Origin of the sequence: Mycolicibacterium grossiae, from assembly GCF_008329645.1 — a bacterium.
GTDB classification, from domain to species: domain Bacteria; phylum Actinomycetota; class Actinomycetes; order Mycobacteriales; family Mycobacteriaceae; genus Mycobacterium; species Mycobacterium grossiae.
In genome coordinates this window covers 3,826,423-3,844,949 of sequence record NZ_CP043474.1, presented here as the reverse complement: position 1 = coordinate 3,844,949, position 18,527 = coordinate 3,826,423, and the positions used below count along the sequence as shown (strand labels likewise).

The window sequence follows — 18,527 nt, the reverse complement described above, 5'->3', positions numbered from 1 at the left end:
CATCACGACGACACCGCCGGTGCGGTGCCCTCGACCTGCATCGTCTCGGCGATGGTCTCGCTGAGACGCTCGGCCAACGCACGGACCGTGGTGACGTCCGTCGAGCCGATGCGCACGCCGGTCTCGGCTTCGAGGCGGGTACGCAGTTCCAGGGTCCCGAGCGAGTCGAGACCGTATTCCGACAGCGGCTTGTCGGCATCGACCGAGCGCCGCAGGATGAGGCTCATCTCCTCGGAGATCAGCCGCCGCACGCGCGCCGGCCACTCCTCGCGCGGCAACAGCCGCAGCTCCTCCAGGAAGGCGCTGGTGCCCGAGCGGTCCTGTCCCATCGAGGCGAACGCCTCGGCGAACGGGCTCGTCTGGGCGAACGCCGTCAGCCACGGCGCTCCCGCGACGGGCGCGTAGCCGCTGTACACCCGGGTGTGGCGCATCAGGGTGTCGAAGGCGAACGCGCCGTCCTCGGGGTCGATGGCCATGCCGGCGTTGTCGGCCATGGCCTGGCCGGCACCGATCTGCGCCCAGGCGCCCCAGGCGACCACCTGCGCGGGCAGTCCCTGCGCGCGCCGCCACCGGGCGAAGGCGTCGAGCCAGCTGTTGGCCGCCGCGTACGCGCCCTGGCCGGGCGAACCGACCATCGCCGCCGCCGAGGAGAACGAGCAGAACCAGTCCAGCGGCGCCGTCGCCGTGGCCTCGTGCAACCGCCAGGCGCCGAGCGCCTTCGGTGCCCAGTCCCGCTCGAGCAGGTCGTCGGTGATGTTGGGCAGGGTCGCATCCTCGATGACCGCGGCCGCGTGCAGCACGCCGCGCAGCGGCTTGCCGGTGTCGGTCGCCGCCGCGACGAGGCGGCCTGCGGTGTCGGCGGCCGAGACGTCGCCGAGGACGACCTCGACCTCGGTGCCCGCGCGGCGCAGCCGCTCGATGACGCGCTGCGTCTCCGAGGACGGCTTGCTCCGGCCGTTGAGCACCAGCCGGCCGCAGCCCGCGTCGGCCATCTTCTCCGCGAGGAACAGACCGAGGCCACCGAGACCGCCGGTGACGACGTAGGAGCCGTCGGTGCGGAACGCGGGCGCCCGCTCGGCGGGAACCACGGCCACGTACTGACCGCTGCGCGGCACCTCGAGCACGAGCTTGCCGGTGTGCTCGGCAGCGCCCATCGCACGAATGGCGTTGGCGCCGTTGGCCAGCGGGTAGTGCGTGGTCTGCGGCGGGGGCAGCACGCCGTCGGCGATCGCGGCGTAGATGTCCTCGAGCAGGCGGCGCAGCGTATCCGGGCTGACCAGGGTGAGCAGCGCGAGGTCGACGGCGTAGAACGACAGGTTCCGCCGGAACGGGAACAGGCCCATCTTGGTGTCGCCGTAGATGTCGCGCTTGCCGATCTCGACGAAGCGGCCGCCGAAGGTCAGCAACTCGAGCCCGGCGCGCTGGGCGGCGCCCGGCAACGAGTTGAGCACCACGTCGATGCCGTACCCGTCGGTGTCGCGCCGGATCTCGTCGGCGAACGCGATCGACCGCGAGTCGTAGACGTGCTTGATGCCCCAGTCGCGCAGGAGCTGCCGACGCTCCTCGCTGCCCGCGGTCGCGAAGATCTCCGCGCCGGCCGCCTTGGCGATGGCCACGGCGGCCTGACCCACGCCGCCGGTGGCGGAGTGAATGAGCACCTTGTCGCCCGCGGAGATGCGCGCGAGGTCGTGCAGCGAATACCACGCGGTGGCATGGGCGCTGGGCACGGCCGCGGCGGTCGCGTCCGGCAGGTCGTCGGGGATGCGGACCGCGAGGTTGGCGTCGCACGTGACGAACGTGCACCACGCTCCGGTCGCGGAGATGCCCGCGACGCGGTCGCCGATCTGGTGGTCGGTCACCCCGGCGCCCACGGCCGTCACCACGCCCGCGAAGTCGGCGCCCAGCTGCGGCAGCCGACCCTCGAAGGACGGGTAGCGCCCGTAGGCGACCAGCACGTCGGCGAAGTTGAGGTTGGACGCCGAGACGGCGACCTCGATCTGTCCCGGGCCCGGGGCGGTGCGCTCGTAGGCGACCAGCTCGGCGGACTGCAGGTCACCGGGCGTGCGGATCTGCAGCCGCATGCCGTCGCGCTCGGGCGCCACCACCGTGGTGTGCCGCTCCTCGGCCTGCAGCGGCGTCACGTTGAGCCGCGCGGTGTAGTACTGGCCGTCGCGCCAGGCGGTCTCGTCCTCGTCGGACCCGGCCAGCAGCTCGGCGGCCACCAGCTCGACGTCGGTCGCGGCGTCCACGTCGATCTGCGTGGGCCGCATCGCCGGGTACTCCATGCCCAGCACCCGGACCAGGCCGCGGATGCCGCCCTGGGCCAGGTTCGGCGCCTCGTCGGACTGCACGGCCTGCGCGCCGCGGGTCACGACGTACAGCCGCGGCGGCTCACCCGGGATCTCCGGCAGCTGTCGGACGATCCGGACCAGGTGCCGGACGTGGTCGACGCCCTCGGCGACGACGTCGACGCCCTCGGTGGCGGGCTCCTGCACCACCACGACGCCGGCGAAGTGGCGGGCGGTCAGCGTCTCGTGCAGCGTCGCGACGGTGGCGTCGTGGTCCGCGTCGGCGGCCCACGACAGCGTGGTCACGTCGGTCTCGCGGGCCGTCAGCACCGCGCCCAGCTCGGCGGCGAACGGAGCGGCCCCCGCACCGGTGTCGATGACCAGCCAGCTGCCGCTGCCGATCTCGGCCACCGGGGTGTCCTGGCGACGCCAGTCGATGGTGAGCAGGCGCTCGTTGAGGCGCCGGTCGCGCTGGCCCTCCTCCGAGACGCCGGTGCCCAGGCGCAGTCCGATGACCGACAGCAGCACCGCACCGTGCTCGTCGAGCACGTCGATGTCGGCCTCGACCGCCGTGGGCTGGGCGCTGGTCAGCCGGACGTAGCAGTAGTGCGCGTTGCGGGTGGACCCGTAGGCGCGGAGTTCGCCGACCCCGAGCGGCAGCATGAGCGCACCGCTGGCGTCGGAGAACAGGTCGGGGTGGGCGCCGACGGCCTGGAAGCAGGCGTCGAGCAGCGCGGGATGGGTCACGAACGCGCCCTGCTGGGACCGGATGGAGCCGGGCAGCGCCACCTCGGCCAGCACCGTGCTGTCGGAGCCCTCGCCGGTGTGGGCGGCGTGTAGGCCGCCGAACGCGACCCCGTAGCCGATGCCGCGGGCGGCGTAGAACTCGCGCAGCTCGTGGCCCTCGACGTGCACCGGGTGGGCCGCGAGCAGCGCCTCGACGTCGTAGGCGCCGGGCTGGGCGCCCTCGGCGATCGTGTCGAGCACCGCGGACGCGCGCCGCACCTCGTCGTCCTCGACGTGGGTCGTCACGACGAACTCGAGCACGCCGGCCGCGTTGACCGACGCCACCGCCGACAGCGGGGACTGCTCCTCGAGCAGCAGCATCTGCTCGAAGGTCACGTCGCGCACCACCGACGCCTCGCCGAGCACCTGGCGGGCGGCGGCCAGCGCGATCTCGCAGTACGCCGCGCCGGGCAGCGCCGCGACGTCGTGCACGCGGTGGTCGTCGAGCCAGGGCTGGGCGGCCGTGCCGACGTCGGACTGCCACACGTGGCGTTCCGGCGTTTCGGGCAGGCGCACGTGGGCACCCAGCAGCGGATGAACCGCCACCGTGGCCGCGTTGTGGCCCTGCTCCTCACGCGCCAGGATCAGCGGCGGGTGGTTCCAGGTGGGCAGCGGCGCGTCGACCAGGCGGCCGTCGGGCCAGATCACCGAGTAGTCGAGCGCGGCACCGGCCACGTGCAGGTCGGCGACGAACTCGCGCAGACCATAGGGCAGCTTCTGCTCGCGCCGCACGCTCGCCAGCGCGGCGAGGCGAACGTCGAGGCTGCGTGCGTTCTGGTCCACGGCGTGGGTCAGCAGCGGGTGCGGGGACAGCTCGCCGAAGACGCGGTAGCCGTCCTCGAGGGCGGCCTGCACGGCGGCCGCGAAGCGCACCGCGTGGCGCAGGTTGTCCACCCAGTAGTAGGCGTCGAACTCCGGGAAGTCGCGCGGGTCGTAGAGCGTGGCCGAGTAGTACGGCACGCTCGGCTCCATGGGCTCGAGGTCCTCGAGCACCTCGGTCAGCTCGTCGAGGATCGGATCGACCTGCGGCGAGTGCGACGCCACGTCGACGGCGACCTCGCGGGCCATGATGCCGCGGGCGTCCCACTCGGCGACGAGCGCGCGGATCGACTCCTTGTTGCCGCCCACCACCGCGGACTGCGGCGAGGCGACCACCGACAGCACGACGTCGGTGACGCCGCGCGACGCGAGTTCGGACAGCACCTGCTGGGCGGGCAGCTCGACCGACGCCATGGCGCCCGAGCCGGACACCGTGGCCATGAGGCGGGAGCGGCGGCTGATTACCTTGACGCCGTCGGCCAGCGACAGCGCGCCCGCCACGACGGCCGCGGCGGCCTCGCCCATCGAGTGGCCGATGACGGCGCCCGGCGTGACCCCGTAGGACCGCAGCGTGGCCGCCAGGGCGACCTGCACGGCGAACACGGTCGGCTGGACCCTGTCGATGCCGGTGACCACCGACGGCGACGACATCGCCTCGGTCACCGAGAAGCCGGACTCGGCGGCGATCAGCGGTTCGATCTCGGCGACGGCGCGCGCGAACTCCGGCTCGGAGGTGAGCAGCTCGGCGCCCATGGCCGCCCACTGCGAACCCTGGCCGGAGAACACCCACACCGGACCGCGGTCACCCGCGGCAACCGCCGGCTCTCGCGGGTCCTCGCCCTCGGCGACGCCGCGCAGCGCAGCCACCAGCTCTTCGCGATGGGCGGCGATCACGACGGTGCGGACCGGGCGGTGGGCACGGCGACGCGCCAGCGTGTACGCCAGGTCGGTCAGCTCGGTGAGTTCGGCGCCCGCGCTGCCGTTGGTGGGCCTGCCGGCGACCCAGTCGGCCAGCCGGCCGGCGGTGCGGCGCAGCTCCTCGACCGTGGTGGCCGACAGCGGGAACAGCAGGGGCCCGGAGGCCGTGGCGACGTGGCCGTTGGTGGCGGGCTCGACGACGCGGGGTGACGGGCCCGCCGGCGCCGCCTCCAGCACGGCGTGCACGTTCGTGCCGGACAGACCGTAGGACGACACGGCGGCGCGGCGCACCTCGCCCGCGGCCGGCCAGGCGGTGGTCTCGACCGGGACGAAGAGGTTGGTCTCGACGCCGGCCATTTCCTCCGGCAGACCGGTGAAGTACAGGTTCTTGGGCACCTCGCCGTGCTGCAGCGCCAGCACGGCCTTGATCAGGCCGATGGCACCCGACGCCGACTGGCCGTGCCCGAGGTTGGTCTTGACCGAGCCGAGCACGCACGGTCCGGCCGTGCCGTAGACGTCGGCGAGGCTGGCGTACTCGATGGGGTCGCCGACCGGGGTACCGGTGCCGTGGGCTTCGACGTAGCCGACCGTGGTGGGGTCGACGCCACCGGCCGCCAGCGCCGCGCGGTACACGTCGACCTGCGCGGTGCGCGACGGGACGGCGATGTTGACGGTGTGGCCGTCCTGGTTGGACGCCGTGCCGCGGATGACCGCCAGCACGCGGTCGCCGGCCGCCAGCGCGTCGTCGAGGCGCTTGAGCAGCACCATCGCCGAGCCCTCGCCACTGACGAAGCCGTCGGCGTTGACGTCGAAGGCATGGCAGTGACCCGTCGGCGAGAGCATGCCCTGCGCGGACCCGGAGGACATCTTGCGCGGCTCGAGCATGATCGACACGCCACCGGCCAGCGCGAGGTCGCTCTCGCCCTCGTGCAGGCTGCGGCAGGCCTGGTGCACGGCGAGCAGGCTCGACGAGCACGCGGAGTCGACGGTGAACGCCGGGCCGTGCACGCCGAGGTGGTAGGCGATGCGCCCGGAGGCGAGGCTGAAGTTGTTGCCGGTGAAGCCGTACGGGCCCTCGACGGCGCCGGCGTCGGCGGCGAGCAGCTGGTAGTCGGCGTGCGTCATGCCGACGAAGACACCGGTCAGCGTGGACGCCAGCGTGGCCGGGTCGATGCCGGCGTGCTCGATGGCCTCCCACGCGGTCTCCAGCAGCAGGCGGTGCTGCGGGTCGATCGAGGTGGCCTCGCGCTCGCTGATGCCGAAGAAGTCGGCGTCGAAGCCGGCGATGTCGGCGAGGAACGCGCCCCACTTGGACACCGAGCGGCCCGGAACGCCGGGCTCGGGGTCGTAGTACTCCTCGGCGTCCCAGCGGTCCAGCGGAACCTTGGTCACCGTGTCCAGCCCACTCAGCAGCGCGTCCCACAGCTCCGCCGGGGAGTCGATGCCCCCGGGCAGACGGCAGCCCATACCGATGACTGCGACCGGGGTGACCGGAGTGTCAACCACGAATTTCAACCTCTTCTACGAACGAATCTCAAGAACCCGACCCGGGAGCAGCGCGTTAGCGTCAGCGTCAAAGATGATCTCGCCGCATGTGTGCCGCGCTACCTCGCTTCCCGTCGACATTCGCTTGTTTCAGGTGGGACGTTACGTAACCCGGAGACCGTCTGCCAGCTACCTCAGCAAATCAACGTCTGCGAATCCGTTACAACCTTTGCTCGGCCGAAAGGTTACACCCCGCGATGCCGATTCGTCTTCTCTACACCAATCAGGCCTCTGAGCAGCGGCGATGCGACAAATTAACCCCTGCGTTCAAATCTGGCGATTCTGGGCGCAGCAGACTCTTAATTCGCCTTCATGCGTTCTAGCAAATTGTTTGGCTATCTAATAGACAGGTGTCCACGTTGCCTGCTGGTCACCGTCCGTTCGCATCCTGATAGCGGACTGTGTTTGCCACTTCGCGGTCGCCGTCAACGAAAAGGCCAGCTAGCGTCAATTGGGCAGATGGTATCTATTAGCCGATCGAAGGTGTTACCGGCGCCACAGGAGGTGCTTAGAGTGACTTACCATCCTGGATCTGGCTATCAGGGGCCGAGTAACGACCAGGTGCACCACATGACGCACCAGCAACACAACGATCCGATGGTAGGTTTTCGCCCGGCAAAGCATACCGGCCCAATGTATTGCACCGTAACGCCTTGCACCGCAACGACATAGGGTGTGCGAGCCGCTGTCTTGCGCTACCGCGACGGCGTCGCTGGTGGGTCAGACTGCGGTCTGCGTCACATCGCCGAACGGGGCGCCGAATCCGGCGATCGGGATGTAACCGTGCTTGCGCGCCCGCGTCACACCGCGCCGGATCAACGCGGCGGTCGCAACGAAGCCGGCCTGATCGCCGACCACCATCGGCGTCAGCAGCCGGTTGTGGACGAAGCCGAAGGCGAGTCCCGTGGCAGGGTCCGCCCATCCCAGTGAACCACCGAGACCCACGTGTCCGAAACCGGGCATGAGGTTGCCGAAGGGCAGGCCGTGATAGCCGAGATGGAACGACATGGGCATGAAGAGGCTGCCGTCGGGATACAGGCTGCGGGGCCCGACGAGGCGTCCGGTGAGCTCTCGGGAGAGGAAGCGCGTGCCGCCGACCTCGCCGCCGTTGGCGATGGCGCCGTACATGCGGGCCAGCGCCCGCGCGGTGATCACGCCGTTCGCGGCGGGCAGTTCGGTGTCGAGCAGCGGGGTGTCCCCCTGCACCATCGCCTTGATCCCCGGAATGTAGAGCGAGCCGAAGCCGCCCGAGAACGGCAGCGCCGCAACGTGCGGTGCGACCGCGTTGAACACCGGGTTCTGCAGCCGGCTCTGCGGCCCGATGATGCGGGCCGGCGTCGTCGGCGCACCGGCGGGCGGGCGCCCGAGGTGGATGCCGTCGGTGTCGAGCGGTGCGGCGAGTTCGGTGCGGAACAGGTCGCGCATGCCCCGCCCGGTCACTGCCCGGGCGAGTCCCGACATCAGCCAGCCGTAGGTGATCGCGTGATAGGCCGGCCGGCCGCGGAACAGGCCCATCGGCGCGGCCGCCAACCGCTCCTCCATCCGGAGGTGATCCATCAGGTCGGCCGCCGTCATCCGATTGAGTTGGGAGAGCCCGGCGCGGTGCCGCATGAGTTCGCGCACCGTGACGCGCGACTTCCCGTTGGCCCCGAACGCCGGCCAGTACTCGGCCACCGGCGCCTCGTAGTCGATGAGTCCCCGGTCGGCGAGCCGGTGGATCACCGTCGACGCCGCCCCCTTGGTCGCCGAGAACACCATCGGCGCCGTGTCGGCCGTCCAGTGCCGTCGACCGCGCCGGTCCGACCAGCCGGTCCACACGTCGACGACCGGTTCGCCGTCGAGGTACACCGCGAGCGCCCCGCCGCCGAGTCGCGGATGCGGGAACAGCTGCGCAAAGGCACGGACCGCGCAGGCGAAATTGGCGTCCGCAGCCCCCTGGACGCCGTGCGGAAGCGCCTCGTCGCGCTCCCGGACCGTTGCTCGGGTCACCCGTCGACCATACAGACGGCCCGTGAGCGCATACCCGTGCGTTATCGATCCGTTAGGGCGTCGGTCCTCGCCCTTCACCGGCGGCGGCGTCGAGGATCCGCTGCGCCGCCAGGGTCGGCGTGAGGTCGCCGTCGCGCACCTGGCGTTCGACGTCGGCACGGATGGCCTTGACGTCGGGGTGCGATGCCACCCGGTCGAGCACCGCGTCGCGGACCATCGACCAGGTCCAGTCGACCTGCTGGGCCCGGCGTCGGGCGTCGAACTCGCCCGCATCGGTGAGCACCCGGCGGTGGTCGAGCACCGTCTCCCACAGCTCCGGCAGCCCGTCGCCCGTCACGGCGCTCGTCGTGAGGACCGGTGGCCGCCACAGGGTCTCGCGGGGGTAGATCAACCGGATGGCGCCGGCCAGTTCCCGGGCGGCCGCCTTGGCCTCGATGGCGTGCGGTCCGTCGGCCTTGTTGACCACGACCACGTCGGCGAGTTCGAGCACGCCCTTCTTGATGCCCTGCAACTGGTCACCGGTGCGCGCGAGGGTCAGGAAGACGAAGGTGTCGACCATGTTGGCGACCGCGACCTCGGACTGCCCGACGCCGACGGTCTCCACCAGGATGACGTCGTAGCCGGCCGCCTCCAGCAGCACGATGGTCTCCCGCGTCGCCTTGGCGACGCCGCCGAGCGTGCCCGACGTCGGCGACGGCCGGATGTAGGCGTCCGGATGCACCGCCAGCCGCGCCATCCTGGTCTTGTCCCCCAGGATCGACCCGCCGGTACGGGTCGACGACGGGTCGACGGCGACGACCGCGACGCGGTGACCCCGCTCGATGAGGTACATGCCGAGCGCCTCGATCGTCGTCGACTTGCCGACACCCGGCACGCCGGTGATGCCGACGTGGTGGGCGCCCCCGGCGTGTGGCGTCAACTCCAGCAGCAGCTCCTGCGCCCGGTCACGATGGTCGGCGCGGGTGGACTCCACCAGCGTGATCGCGCGCGCCAGCGCCGAACGGTCTCCGTCTCGGAGGGCGCCCGCCAGCTGCTCGACGCCGTCCGCCCTCGGGGCGTCGCTCATCTAGCCGAGGTCGTAACCCAGGCGCTCGGCCAGTGTGCGCAGCAGACCGATGGCCGCATCGGCGATCACGGTGCCCGGCGGGAAGATGGCGGCCGCCCCGGCGGCGTAGAGCTCCTCGAAGTCGCCGGGTGGGATCACGCCGCCGACGACGACCATGATGTCCGGCCGGCCCGCCTCGGCGAGCGCGTCGCGCAGCGCCGGCACCAAGGTGAGGTGACCCGCGGCGAGGCTCGAGACGCCGACGACGTGCACGTCGTTGTCGGCGGCCTGGCGCGCGACCTCGTCCGGGGTGGAGAACAGCGAGCCGACGTCGACGTCGAAGCCGATGTCGGCGAACGCCGTCGCGATGACCTTCTGGCCGCGGTCGTGACCGTCCTGGCCCATCTTGGCCACCAGGATGCGCGGCCGACGGCCGTCGGCCTCGGCGAACCGCTCGACCAGCTCGGTTGCGGTGCTGACGTTGCTGACCTTCCCCACCTCGTCCCGGTAGACGCCCGCGATGGTGCGGATCTCGGCCTGATGGCGGCCGTACACCTTCTCCAGCGCGTCGGAGATCTCGCCGACGGTGGCCTTGGCGCGGGCGGCGTCGATGGCCAGCGCCAGCAAGTTGTTGCCCAGCCCATCCTCCCCCGCCGGGCCGGACGCCGCCGCGGCGCGGGTCAGCTCGGCCAGCGCGGCCTGCGTGGCGGCCTCGTCGCGGTCGGCGCGCAGCCGCTCGAGCTTGGCGATCTGCTCGGCGCGGACCCGGCTGTTCTCGACCTTGAGGACCTCGACCTCCTGGTCGGCGTCCACCTGGTACTTGTTGATGCCGATCACGGTCTGGGCGCCGGAGTCGATGCGCGCCTGCGTCCGCGCGGCGGCCTCCTCGATGCGCAGCTTGGGGATGCCGTCGCCGATCGCCTGGGCCATGCCGCCGTGCTCGGCGACCTCGCGGATGTGCGCCCGGGCCTTCTCGGCGAGCTGGTGGGTGAGCGCCTCGACGTAGTAGGAGCCGCCCCAGGGGTCGATCGGCCGCGTGGTTCCCGACTCCTGCTGCAGCAGCAGCTGGGTGTTGCGGGCGATGCGCGCCGAGAAGTCGGTCGGCAGGGCCAGCGCCTCGTCGAGGGCGTTGGTGTGCAGCGACTGCGTGTGCCCCTGCGTCGCGGCCATGGCCTCGATGCAGGTGCGAGCCACGTTGTTGAAGGGGTCCTGCGCCGTCAGGGACCACCCCGAGGTCTGCGAGTGCGTCCGCAGCGAGAGCGACTTCTCGTTGCGCGGCGCGAACTGCGAGACGAGTTCGCTCCACAGCAGCCGGCCCGCCCGCAGCTTGGCCACCTCCATGAAGAAGTTCATGCCGATGCCCCAGAAGAAGGACAGCCGCGGCGCGAAGGAGTCGATGTCCAGGCCCGCGTCGAGCCCGGCCTTGATGTACTCGACGCCGTCGGCCAGCGTGTAGCCGAGTTCGAGGTCGGCCGTCGCACCGGCCTCCTGGATGTGGTAGCCCGAGATGGAGATCGAGTTGAACTTCGGCATCCTCGCGCTGGTGTAGCCGAAGATGTCGGAGATCACCCGCATCGACGGCTTCGGCGGATAGATGTAGGTGTTGCGGACCATGAACTCCTTGAGGATGTCGTTCTGGATGGTCCCCGCCAGCTTCTCCGGCGGCACGCCCTGCTCCTCGGCCGCCACCACGTACAGCGCCAGGATCGGCAGCACCGCGCCGTTCATCGTCATCGACACGCTCACCGTCGACAGGTCGATGCCGTCGAACAGCTGGCGCATGTCGAGGATCGAGTCGATGGCCACGCCCGCCATGCCGACGTCGCCGGCCACGCGCGGGTGGTCGGAGTCGTAACCGCGGTGGGTGGCGAGGTCAAACGCCACCGACAGACCCTTCTGCCCGGCGGCGAGATTGCGGCGGTAGAACGCGTTGGACTCGGCGGCGGTCGAGAAGCCGGCGTACTGCCGAATGGTCCACGGCTGGTTCACGTACATCGTCGGGTACGGCCCGCGCACGAACGGCGGTGCGCCCGGGAAGGTGTCCAGCGGATAGCCCGCGTCGACCACGGCGTCGCGATCGGCGGCGATGTAGACCGGCTTGACGTCGATGCCCTCGGGCGTCGCCCAGTCCAGCTGCTCGGCGGTGTAGCCGTGTGCCGCGGCGGCCGCGGCGACGTAGTCGGCGACGGCCTCGGCGGTGGCCGGCTCGGCGGTCTTCTCGCCGTGCAGCGGCACGTCGGCGAAGCTCGGGACGGCGCTGCCGGTCGACCGAACGGCCTCGGTCGGCTGACCGGTCACGTCGGAAACGGACATCTCAGGCCCCCAATCGGGTGAGCAGGGTCGACAGCGCGGCGACGGCGTCGATCGTGGCGGTGAGGTAGTCGTCGGGCCGCTCGCCGGCGTCGCCGATCGCCTTCTCCGGTCCGGCGAGGTACACGTGCGCCACCCCGGCGGCCCGTGCGGAGCGGACGACGTCGGCGGCCTCCTCGGCGTAGCGCGCATTGGTCCCGCAGATCACCGCGGCCGGCGCACCGCCGGCGTCGGCGACCGCGCGGTTCACACCCGCCGCGTCGAGCGGGCCGGGGTTGACGGCCTCGATGCCCCCGGCCGCCAGCAGGTTCGCCGCGAACGTCGTGCGGACGTTGTGCTCGGCGAGCGGGCCCAGCGGCAGCAGCAGGACGGTCGGCCGCGCGCCGTGGGCCGCGAGGTGGGCGTCGGACCGGTTGCGCAGCGCCTCGAAGTCCGCCCCGTAGCGCAGCACCGCGGCGTCGGCGTCGGTCCGGGGCAGCGGCGCCTCGGCGAGGTTGGGGAACTCGCTGACGCCGGTGACCGCGGTGCGCCGGTGGGCGACGTCGGTGCGCCGTGCCTCGCGGACCTCCTCGATGCGGGACCGGACGTGGTCGCGGGCGGCCTCGAAGCCGCCGCGGGCCTCGATCTCCCGGACGTGCGCCCATGCCCGGTCGGCGAGCGCGCGGGTGAGGTCCTCGACGAACCAGGAGCCGCCCGCCGGGTCGAGCACCCGGCCGACGTGCGACTCCTCGAGCAGCAGCAGCTGGGTGTTGCGGGCCATGCGCCGGGCGAACGTCGTCGCGGTGCCGGGCAGGCCGCCGGGGATGGCGCTGTCGAAGGTGTGCACGCCGACCGTGTCGGCGCCACCCACGCCGGCGGCGAAGGCGGCCAGCGTGGTGCGCAGCATGTTCACCCACGGGTCGCGCTGGGTCATCATCGGTCGCGAGGTCACCGCGTGCAGGGTGGCCGCCCCGGCCTCGGGGGCGCCGACCACCTCGGCCACGCGGGCCCAGAGTTGGCGTGCCGCACGCAGTTTGGCGATCGACATGAACTGGTCGTCGTCGGCGGCGAAGCGGAAGCTGATCTGCCGCAGCGCATCCGCCGCGGTCAGCCCGTGGTCGGTGAGCAGGCGGAGGTAGGCGACACCCGCGGCGACGGCCGCGCCGAGTTCCCAGGAGGCGCTCGCGCCGAGGTCGTGGAAGGCGGGCCCGTCGACCGTCACCGACCGCACCCCAACGCCGTGGCCACGCGCCTCGTCGGCGGTGGACAGCACCTCGTCGACCGACGGAGCGGACCGACCGGACAGCGGAGCGGTCAGCGGATCGGCACCGAGGTCCACCGACAGCCGGCCGCGACGGTCGGCGTCGAGCCCGCCGAGCAGGCTCAGCACGGCGCGCGACGCGGCGGCGAATTCGTCCCCGGCGTCCAGCACGATCGGCACCAGCTCCAGGAAGACCCCCTCCAGCAGCTGGTCGAGGTGTGCGGCCGGAACCCCGTCGTTGCCGCCGACGCGCAGGACCAGCGCACTGGTGCCCTCGGTGAGCGCGCCGAGCACCGTGCCGTTGCCCTCGCGGGCCGAGGCCTGCCCCGGCAGCGGGAACGTCTCGGCCACCTTCCATCCGGCCTTGACGTCCCGGGTGGCGTCGCCGCCGCGGATGAACGGCCACCGGCCGGGCAGCGGCGGCTCGGGCTGGCTGTCGAGGATCGTGTACAGCGGGCGGATCGGGAAGCCCTCGTAGGTGGCCGAGTCGAGCAGCTGCTCGGGCTGGGCGCCGAGGTCGGCGGGATCGGTGCGGCGGCTCTTGGCCAGCACGCCCGCCACGGCGGCGCGCCACTGCTCCCGGTCGGACTCAGCGACGCCGAGCTTCGAACTGGACGCCTGTTCGGACACGTGGACTCCCCTGCTATCGACCCTGATGCAGCGTGTGACTTGACAAGTGTCCATCAGGCTAAATGATCGCCGTCACGCCGCGAACCGGCGGGCGAGGGCTACTGACGGGTAGCTCCGTCGCGTCGTCGGCGGGCAATCACCGCGTGCCCCGTACTGTGGGAACACGTGAAGCCCGTCCTCCGCACGTTGCGCGCGGTTCGGGGCGCTTTCGAGGCGACCGTGGCGCAGGTGCCCGCGCGCACGCTGGCCGTCACCGGGCTCGGCATTGTGATTCTCGTCGCAGTGGCCTACGTCGTGCCGCTGCCGAGTGCCGTCCAGATGCGGGACTGGGCCACCACCGCGGGACCCTGGTTCCCGGTCGTCTTCTTCCTCGCCCACGTCGTGGTGACCACGCTGCCGTTCCCGCGCACGGCGTTCACGCTCGCGGCGGGCCTGTTGTTCGGCCCGCTGCTCGGCGTCTCCATCGCCGTGGCCGCCAGCACCATCAGTGCGTTGGTGGCGCTGCTGCTGGTACGCGCCGCGGGCCTGCGGCTCGACCGCCTGGTGCCCCACCCGCGGGTAGCGATGGTGAACGCGCGCCTCGCCGAACGGGGCTGGCCGACGGTGCTGTCGATGCGCCTCATCCCGGCCGTGCCGTTCTCGGTACTCAACTACGCCGCCGGGGCGTCGGCCGTGCGCACGCTGCCGTACGCCCTCGCGTCGCTGGGCGGCCTGCTGCCGGGCACCGCGGCCATCGTCATCCTGGGCGATGCGCTCACCGGCAACGTCAGCCCACTGCTGTTCGTGGTGTCGTCCTGCACCGCCGCGCTCGGCGTCGCCGGCCTGGTCCTCGAGCTGCGTGCGCACCGCCGCCGGGCGGCTCGCGCGGCGGCCGCCGAGGCTCGGCCCGCACCGGCCGAGCCCGCCGTCACGCCCTGACGGCGGTCTCCGGGGTGGCGGGGCCCCGCGCCGTCATCGCGCCGTAGAGCGCCAGGAACGACGACGCCGCCAGCAGGCCGGGGCTCCAGTCCCTGGCCCGCACGTGGAACGCGACCGCCAGCACGAAGTACACCGTCAGCATGAACGTCGTCAGCCGGGCGAGCCCCGGCAGCCGGTACACCGACAGCAGCCCGAGGGCCGACGCCGTCTTGACCCAGGGAATCAACGGCCGCAGCTCGGGCGCCAGGCCCACGGCGTCGAAGGCCTTGGTGATGGGCGCGACCGGGATGGCGCAGGCCACCGCGTCTCCCGCCTGCACGGCGGCGAGCACCGCGTAGGTCCGGCGGTCGGTCAGCGCGCTCATGCCTCCGGGCTCCCGTGCCGCGGCGCCGCGTAGTCGGTCGCGGGCGGCTGCGCCTGCTGAGACAGCGGCGGGTACTGCGGCCCGGTGCCGAGCGACCCCGGCACCGGTGTGCGCGCCTCGGCCTCGGCCTTGGCGACGGCCTGCGCGATCGCCGGGTCGGTCTGGGTGGAGAACCACTCGGCCACCTCGTCGGAGTCGTCCTCCGGCTTGGGCAGGTCGTGGTCGACCGGCGACGGGGTGTAGCGGAACACCCCGTCCTCCCCCGGCGCCCCCAGCAGCTTGGTGAAACCCTGCAGCGCGGAACCGAAGTCGCTCGGCACCACCCACACCTTGTTGGCCTCGCCCTTCGCCATCAGCGGCAGCGTCTGCAGGTACTGGTAGGCCAGCATCTCCGGCGTCGGGCGGCCCGCCTTGATGGCGGCGAACGTCTTCTCGATGGCCTTCGCCTGCCCCTGGGCCTGCAGGTACTGCGCCGCGCGCTCGCCCTGGGCGCGCAGCATGCGCGACTGCCGGTCGGCCTCCGCGGCGAGGATGGCGGCCTGCTTCGCGCCCTCGGCGGCGAGGATCTGCGCCTGCTTCTGCCCCTCGGCCTGCTTGATGGACGCTTCCCGGTTGCCCTCGGCGGTGAGGATCATGGCGCGCTTCTCCCGGTCCGCGCGCATCTGCTTCTCCATCGAGTCCTGAATGGACGGCGGCGGGTCGATGCTGCGCAGCTCGACGCGGGCCACCCGCAGCCCCCAGCGGCCGGTGGCCTCGTCCAGCACGCCGCGCAGCTGCCCGTTGATGGAGTCGCGCGAGGTCAGGGTCTGCTCCAGCGTCATGCCGCCGACCACGTTGCGCAGCGTGGTGGTGGTCAGCTGCTCGACGCCGACGATGTAGTTGCTGATCTGGTAGACCGCCGCCTGCGGGTTGGTGACCTGGAAGTAGACGACGGTATCGATGTTCACCGTCAGGTTGTCCTCGGTGATGACGGGTTGCGGCGGGAAGGAGACCACGCGTTCACGCAGATCGACCCGCGCGCGGATCTTGTCGACGAACGGCAGCAGCAGCGTCAACTGGCCCGAGACCGTCTTGCTGTAGCGACCGAGCCGCTCGATGACCGCGGCCTCCGCCTGCGGGATGAGTGCGACCGACTTGGCCACCACGATGATCGCGAAGATCACCAGCACGGCGACCAGGACCAGGCCGGCGACGGCACCTTCCATGACGAGTTCCTTCCCCTAGACCCTCGCGGCCAACCTACTCGTACCGGGTGACACTCAGACGGACTTGAACACGACCGCGGTGGCGCCGTCGATGCGCATGACGGTGACGTGGTCGCCCGGTTGGTAGACGTCGTCGTCGTTGAGCGGGCGGGCCGTCCAGACCTCGCCGTCGAGCTTCACCTGCCCGGCGTGGCGGGCGACGGTGTCGAGCACCAGCGCGGGCTTGCCCTCGAGCGCCTTCGCGGGTTCCGGCAGCCCCTTGCCCGCCGCGAACCGGCGGCGCAGCGCGGGCCGGACGAGCACCAGCAGCAGGACCGACACCAGGAGGAACACCACGCCGTCGACGACGTAGTTCTCCACCAGCAGGCTGGAGACCACCGCGGCGAGCGCCCCGCCGGACAGCATCAGCAGGAACAGGTCGCCGGTGAGCGCCTCGGCTCCGGCCAGGCCCACGGCGGCGATTAGCCAGATCAACCAAACGGGCATGCCGAGAGCGTAGCGCCGCGCACGGCCGCACGGGTCGGCAACAACTACACTGCGGACATCATGTGGTGCCCAAGTGTCTCCCTCTCGGTGTGGGCCAACGCCTGGTTCGCCGGGCTCGCCGCGCCCGACGACGTTCTCGATGCGCTATCCCTGTGGGCGCCACGGCATTCGGTGACCGCCTACGATGCGGAGGCGGCGCGCCGGACGGGGCTGCCGTGGCCGGATCTGACCGACGCCGGCGCGGTGTCGATGCTGCAGACGCTGCGGACGGCCGCCGGGCCGGCGCGTGGGGAGCCCGTGCTGTCGGTGGCGCTCCCCGTCCCGGGCGACGTCCGCGGGCTGGCCGCGGGCACGCAGTTCCAGGCGGACGCCATCGCCGCGGGTGAGGCGCTGGTCGTGGCCCCGGTCAGCGGCGAGGCCGTCGGTCTGGTGCCGGACTTCGTCTACGACGACGCCGCCGGCGGCGGCTACGACGCCCACTACGGCACCCACTACGGCGCCGACTACGACGACGAGTACGCCGAGCCGACGTCGCTGTCCTGGACGGTGTACTCGGTACCCGTCGCCCCGCTGCCGGAGCACCTCGACCTGGGCCACGCCGAACACGAGCTGCGCTCGGCGGTGCGCAGCGCCGCCGAGGCGCTCGGCGCCCTGCGCGCCGGGGTGACCGGCGCCGACGTCGACGACCCCCGCGGGATGGTCGAGCAGATCCTGGAGTCCGGTCGCCACCACCGCGCCCCCGACCACGCGCCCACCCGCGCGCTGCGGGTGCTGGAGAACGCCGCCCACGTCGACGCCATCATCACGGTGAGTTCTGGGCTGATGCCGATCGGCCTGCAGACGTCCTCGGAGATGCAGATCGCCAACGACGCGCTGCGTCCCCTTGGCGGCGTCGTCCGGGCCGCCCGTATCGCCGCGGTGAACGCGATCCTGTACTCCGCCTGGCGGAGCTGACCTCAGCGGCCGGCGTCGGCCGTCGGTCGCTCGGGCCGACGCACGACGCAGTCCGGCGTGCACACGGCCCCGTTCACGGTGCACCCGAATCCCGGGACCGGCGCGGGGATTCGCGCGCGCACCGGCTCGGCGCCCGTGCGCAGCTCGTCGATCAGGTCGACGACGAGCCGCGCGAACCGTCGCTGCGCGTTGGGCGTCGTCGCCCGGGCGAGCGCGATCCCCGCGGCGTCGGCCTGCTCGCGCAATTCGTTGTCGAGGTCCCACACCACCTCGATGTGGTCGGCGACGAAGCCGATGGGGCACGCGACGACCGCACGGGTACCCGCCGCCGCGAGCGTCGAGAGATGGTCGCCTACATCGGGTTCCAGCCACGGCACCTGCGGCGGCCCGGACCTCGACTGCCACACCTGGTCGTAGTCGGCGTAGCCGGCCGCCGCGGCGACCAGCGCCGACGCGTAGCCGACCTGGCGCTCGTACAGGTTCGGCCCGCACTGCGACGCCGCGCGCAGCGGGATGGAGTGCGCGGTGAAGACGAGCCGGGCCTCGGCCCGCAGCTCCTCGGGCAGCGTGGCCGCGGCCTCGGCGACCGACTCGGCGAACATCTCGATCAGCAGCGGGTGGTCGAAGTACTGCCGCAGCTTCACCAGTTCGGGCGCGTCGGTACCGACCGCGGCCCGGGCACGGGCGATGTCCTCCTGGTACTGCGTGCAGCCCGAGTAACCGCCCCAGGCCGAGGTGGTGAACACCGCGGCGCGGCGGACGCCGTCGTCGCGCATGCGGGCGACCGCGTCCTCGACGAACGGCTCCCAGTTGCGGTTGCCGAAGTACACCGGCAGCGCCATGTCCCGGTCGGCCAGCTCGTGCTCGATCTGCTCGATGAGCGCGCGGTTGATGCCGTTGATCGGCGACACGCCACCGAAGTGCAGGTAGTGCTCGGCGACGCCCTCGAGCCGTTCGCGCGGGATGCCGCGGCCGCGAGTCACGTTCTCCAGGAACGGCATCACCTGTTCGGGGCCCTCGGGGCCGCCGA

General features: G+C 72.1%; 11 protein-coding genes. 2 read left to right on the top strand and 9 right to left on the bottom strand.

From position 1 onward, the window contains the following. Positions 1 to 2 precede the first annotated feature (2 nt). The 5 genes from pks2 to mutA form a co-directional block, all read right to left on the bottom strand. The gene (gene pks2 / locus FZ046_RS18570) at positions 3 to 6,278 is read right to left on the bottom strand and encodes a sulfolipid-1 biosynthesis phthioceranic/hydroxyphthioceranic acid synthase (protein WP_246183068.1); all 6,276 of its coding nucleotides are present in this window, start codon (positions 6,276 to 6,278) and stop codon (positions 3 to 5) included. 798 nt (positions 6,279 to 7,076) lie between these two features. Then, positions 7,077 to 8,345 carry an esterase/beta-lactamase LipL gene (gene lipL, locus FZ046_RS18565; RefSeq protein WP_070354663.1) on the bottom strand — a complete coding sequence of 423 codons (1,269 nt, stop codon included), beginning with the start codon at positions 8,343 to 8,345 and terminating at the stop codon, positions 7,077 to 7,079. Positions 8,346 to 8,397: 52 nt separating this feature from the next. Further along, positions 8,398 to 9,411 carry a methylmalonyl Co-A mutase-associated GTPase MeaB gene (gene meaB / locus FZ046_RS18560; RefSeq protein WP_070354664.1) on the bottom strand — a complete coding sequence of 338 codons (1,014 nt, stop codon included), beginning with the start codon at positions 9,409 to 9,411 and terminating at the stop codon, positions 8,398 to 8,400. After that, entirely contained in the window at positions 9,412 to 11,703 is a 2,292-nt protein-coding gene (gene scpA, locus FZ046_RS18555) for a methylmalonyl-CoA mutase (RefSeq protein ID WP_070354665.1), read from the bottom strand. Between the two features lies 1 nt (position 11,704). Beyond that, positions 11,705 to 13,624: a methylmalonyl-CoA mutase small subunit gene (mutA, locus tag FZ046_RS18550; RefSeq protein ID WP_070354666.1), complete on the bottom strand. Its 1,920-nt coding sequence runs from the start codon at positions 13,622 to 13,624 to the stop codon at positions 11,705 to 11,707. 111 nt (positions 13,625 to 13,735) lie between these two features. On the opposite strand from mutA, the gene FZ046_RS18545 reads away from it, so the two are divergent. Next, a complete protein-coding gene (locus FZ046_RS18545; RefSeq protein ID WP_070354667.1) occupies positions 13,736 to 14,488 on the top strand; it encodes a TVP38/TMEM64 family protein in 753 nt (250 codons plus the stop codon). On the opposite strand, the gene FZ046_RS18540 is transcribed toward FZ046_RS18545, so the two are convergent. The 3 genes from FZ046_RS18540 to FZ046_RS18530 are packed head-to-tail and all read right to left on the bottom strand — an operon-like array spanning position 14,478 to position 16,543. Continuing rightward, the gene (locus FZ046_RS18540; protein ID WP_070354668.1) at positions 14,478 to 14,852 is read right to left on the bottom strand and encodes a DoxX family protein; all 375 of its coding nucleotides are present in this window, start codon (positions 14,850 to 14,852) and stop codon (positions 14,478 to 14,480) included. The two genes, FZ046_RS18545 and FZ046_RS18540, sit on opposite strands and share 11 nt — an antisense overlap. Continuing rightward, positions 14,849 to 16,057, bottom strand: coding sequence for an SPFH domain-containing protein (locus FZ046_RS18535; RefSeq protein ID WP_070354669.1), 1,209 nt, complete (start codon positions 16,055 to 16,057; stop codon positions 14,849 to 14,851). Before FZ046_RS18535 ends, FZ046_RS18540 begins: the two co-directional genes overlap by 4 nt. Positions 16,058 to 16,111: 54 nt before the next feature. After that, entirely contained in the window at positions 16,112 to 16,543 is a 432-nt protein-coding gene (locus tag FZ046_RS18530; protein ID WP_070354670.1) for an NfeD family protein, read from the bottom strand. Positions 16,544 to 16,603: 60 nt separating this feature from the next. Between FZ046_RS18530 and FZ046_RS18525 the strand changes: the two genes are divergently transcribed. Continuing rightward, positions 16,604 to 17,497, top strand: a complete 894-nt coding sequence (locus tag FZ046_RS18525) for an Rv1486c family protein (RefSeq protein ID WP_070354671.1) — start codon at positions 16,604 to 16,606, stop codon at positions 17,495 to 17,497. Positions 17,498 to 17,499: 2 nt separating this feature from the next. Here FZ046_RS18525 and FZ046_RS18520 read toward each other — a convergent pair whose 3' ends face one another. Continuing rightward, positions 17,500 to 18,498 carry a ferrochelatase gene (locus FZ046_RS18520; protein WP_070354678.1) on the bottom strand — a complete coding sequence of 333 codons (999 nt, stop codon included), beginning with the start codon at positions 18,496 to 18,498 and terminating at the stop codon, positions 17,500 to 17,502. Between the last annotated feature and the right edge of the window lie 29 nt (positions 18,499 to 18,527).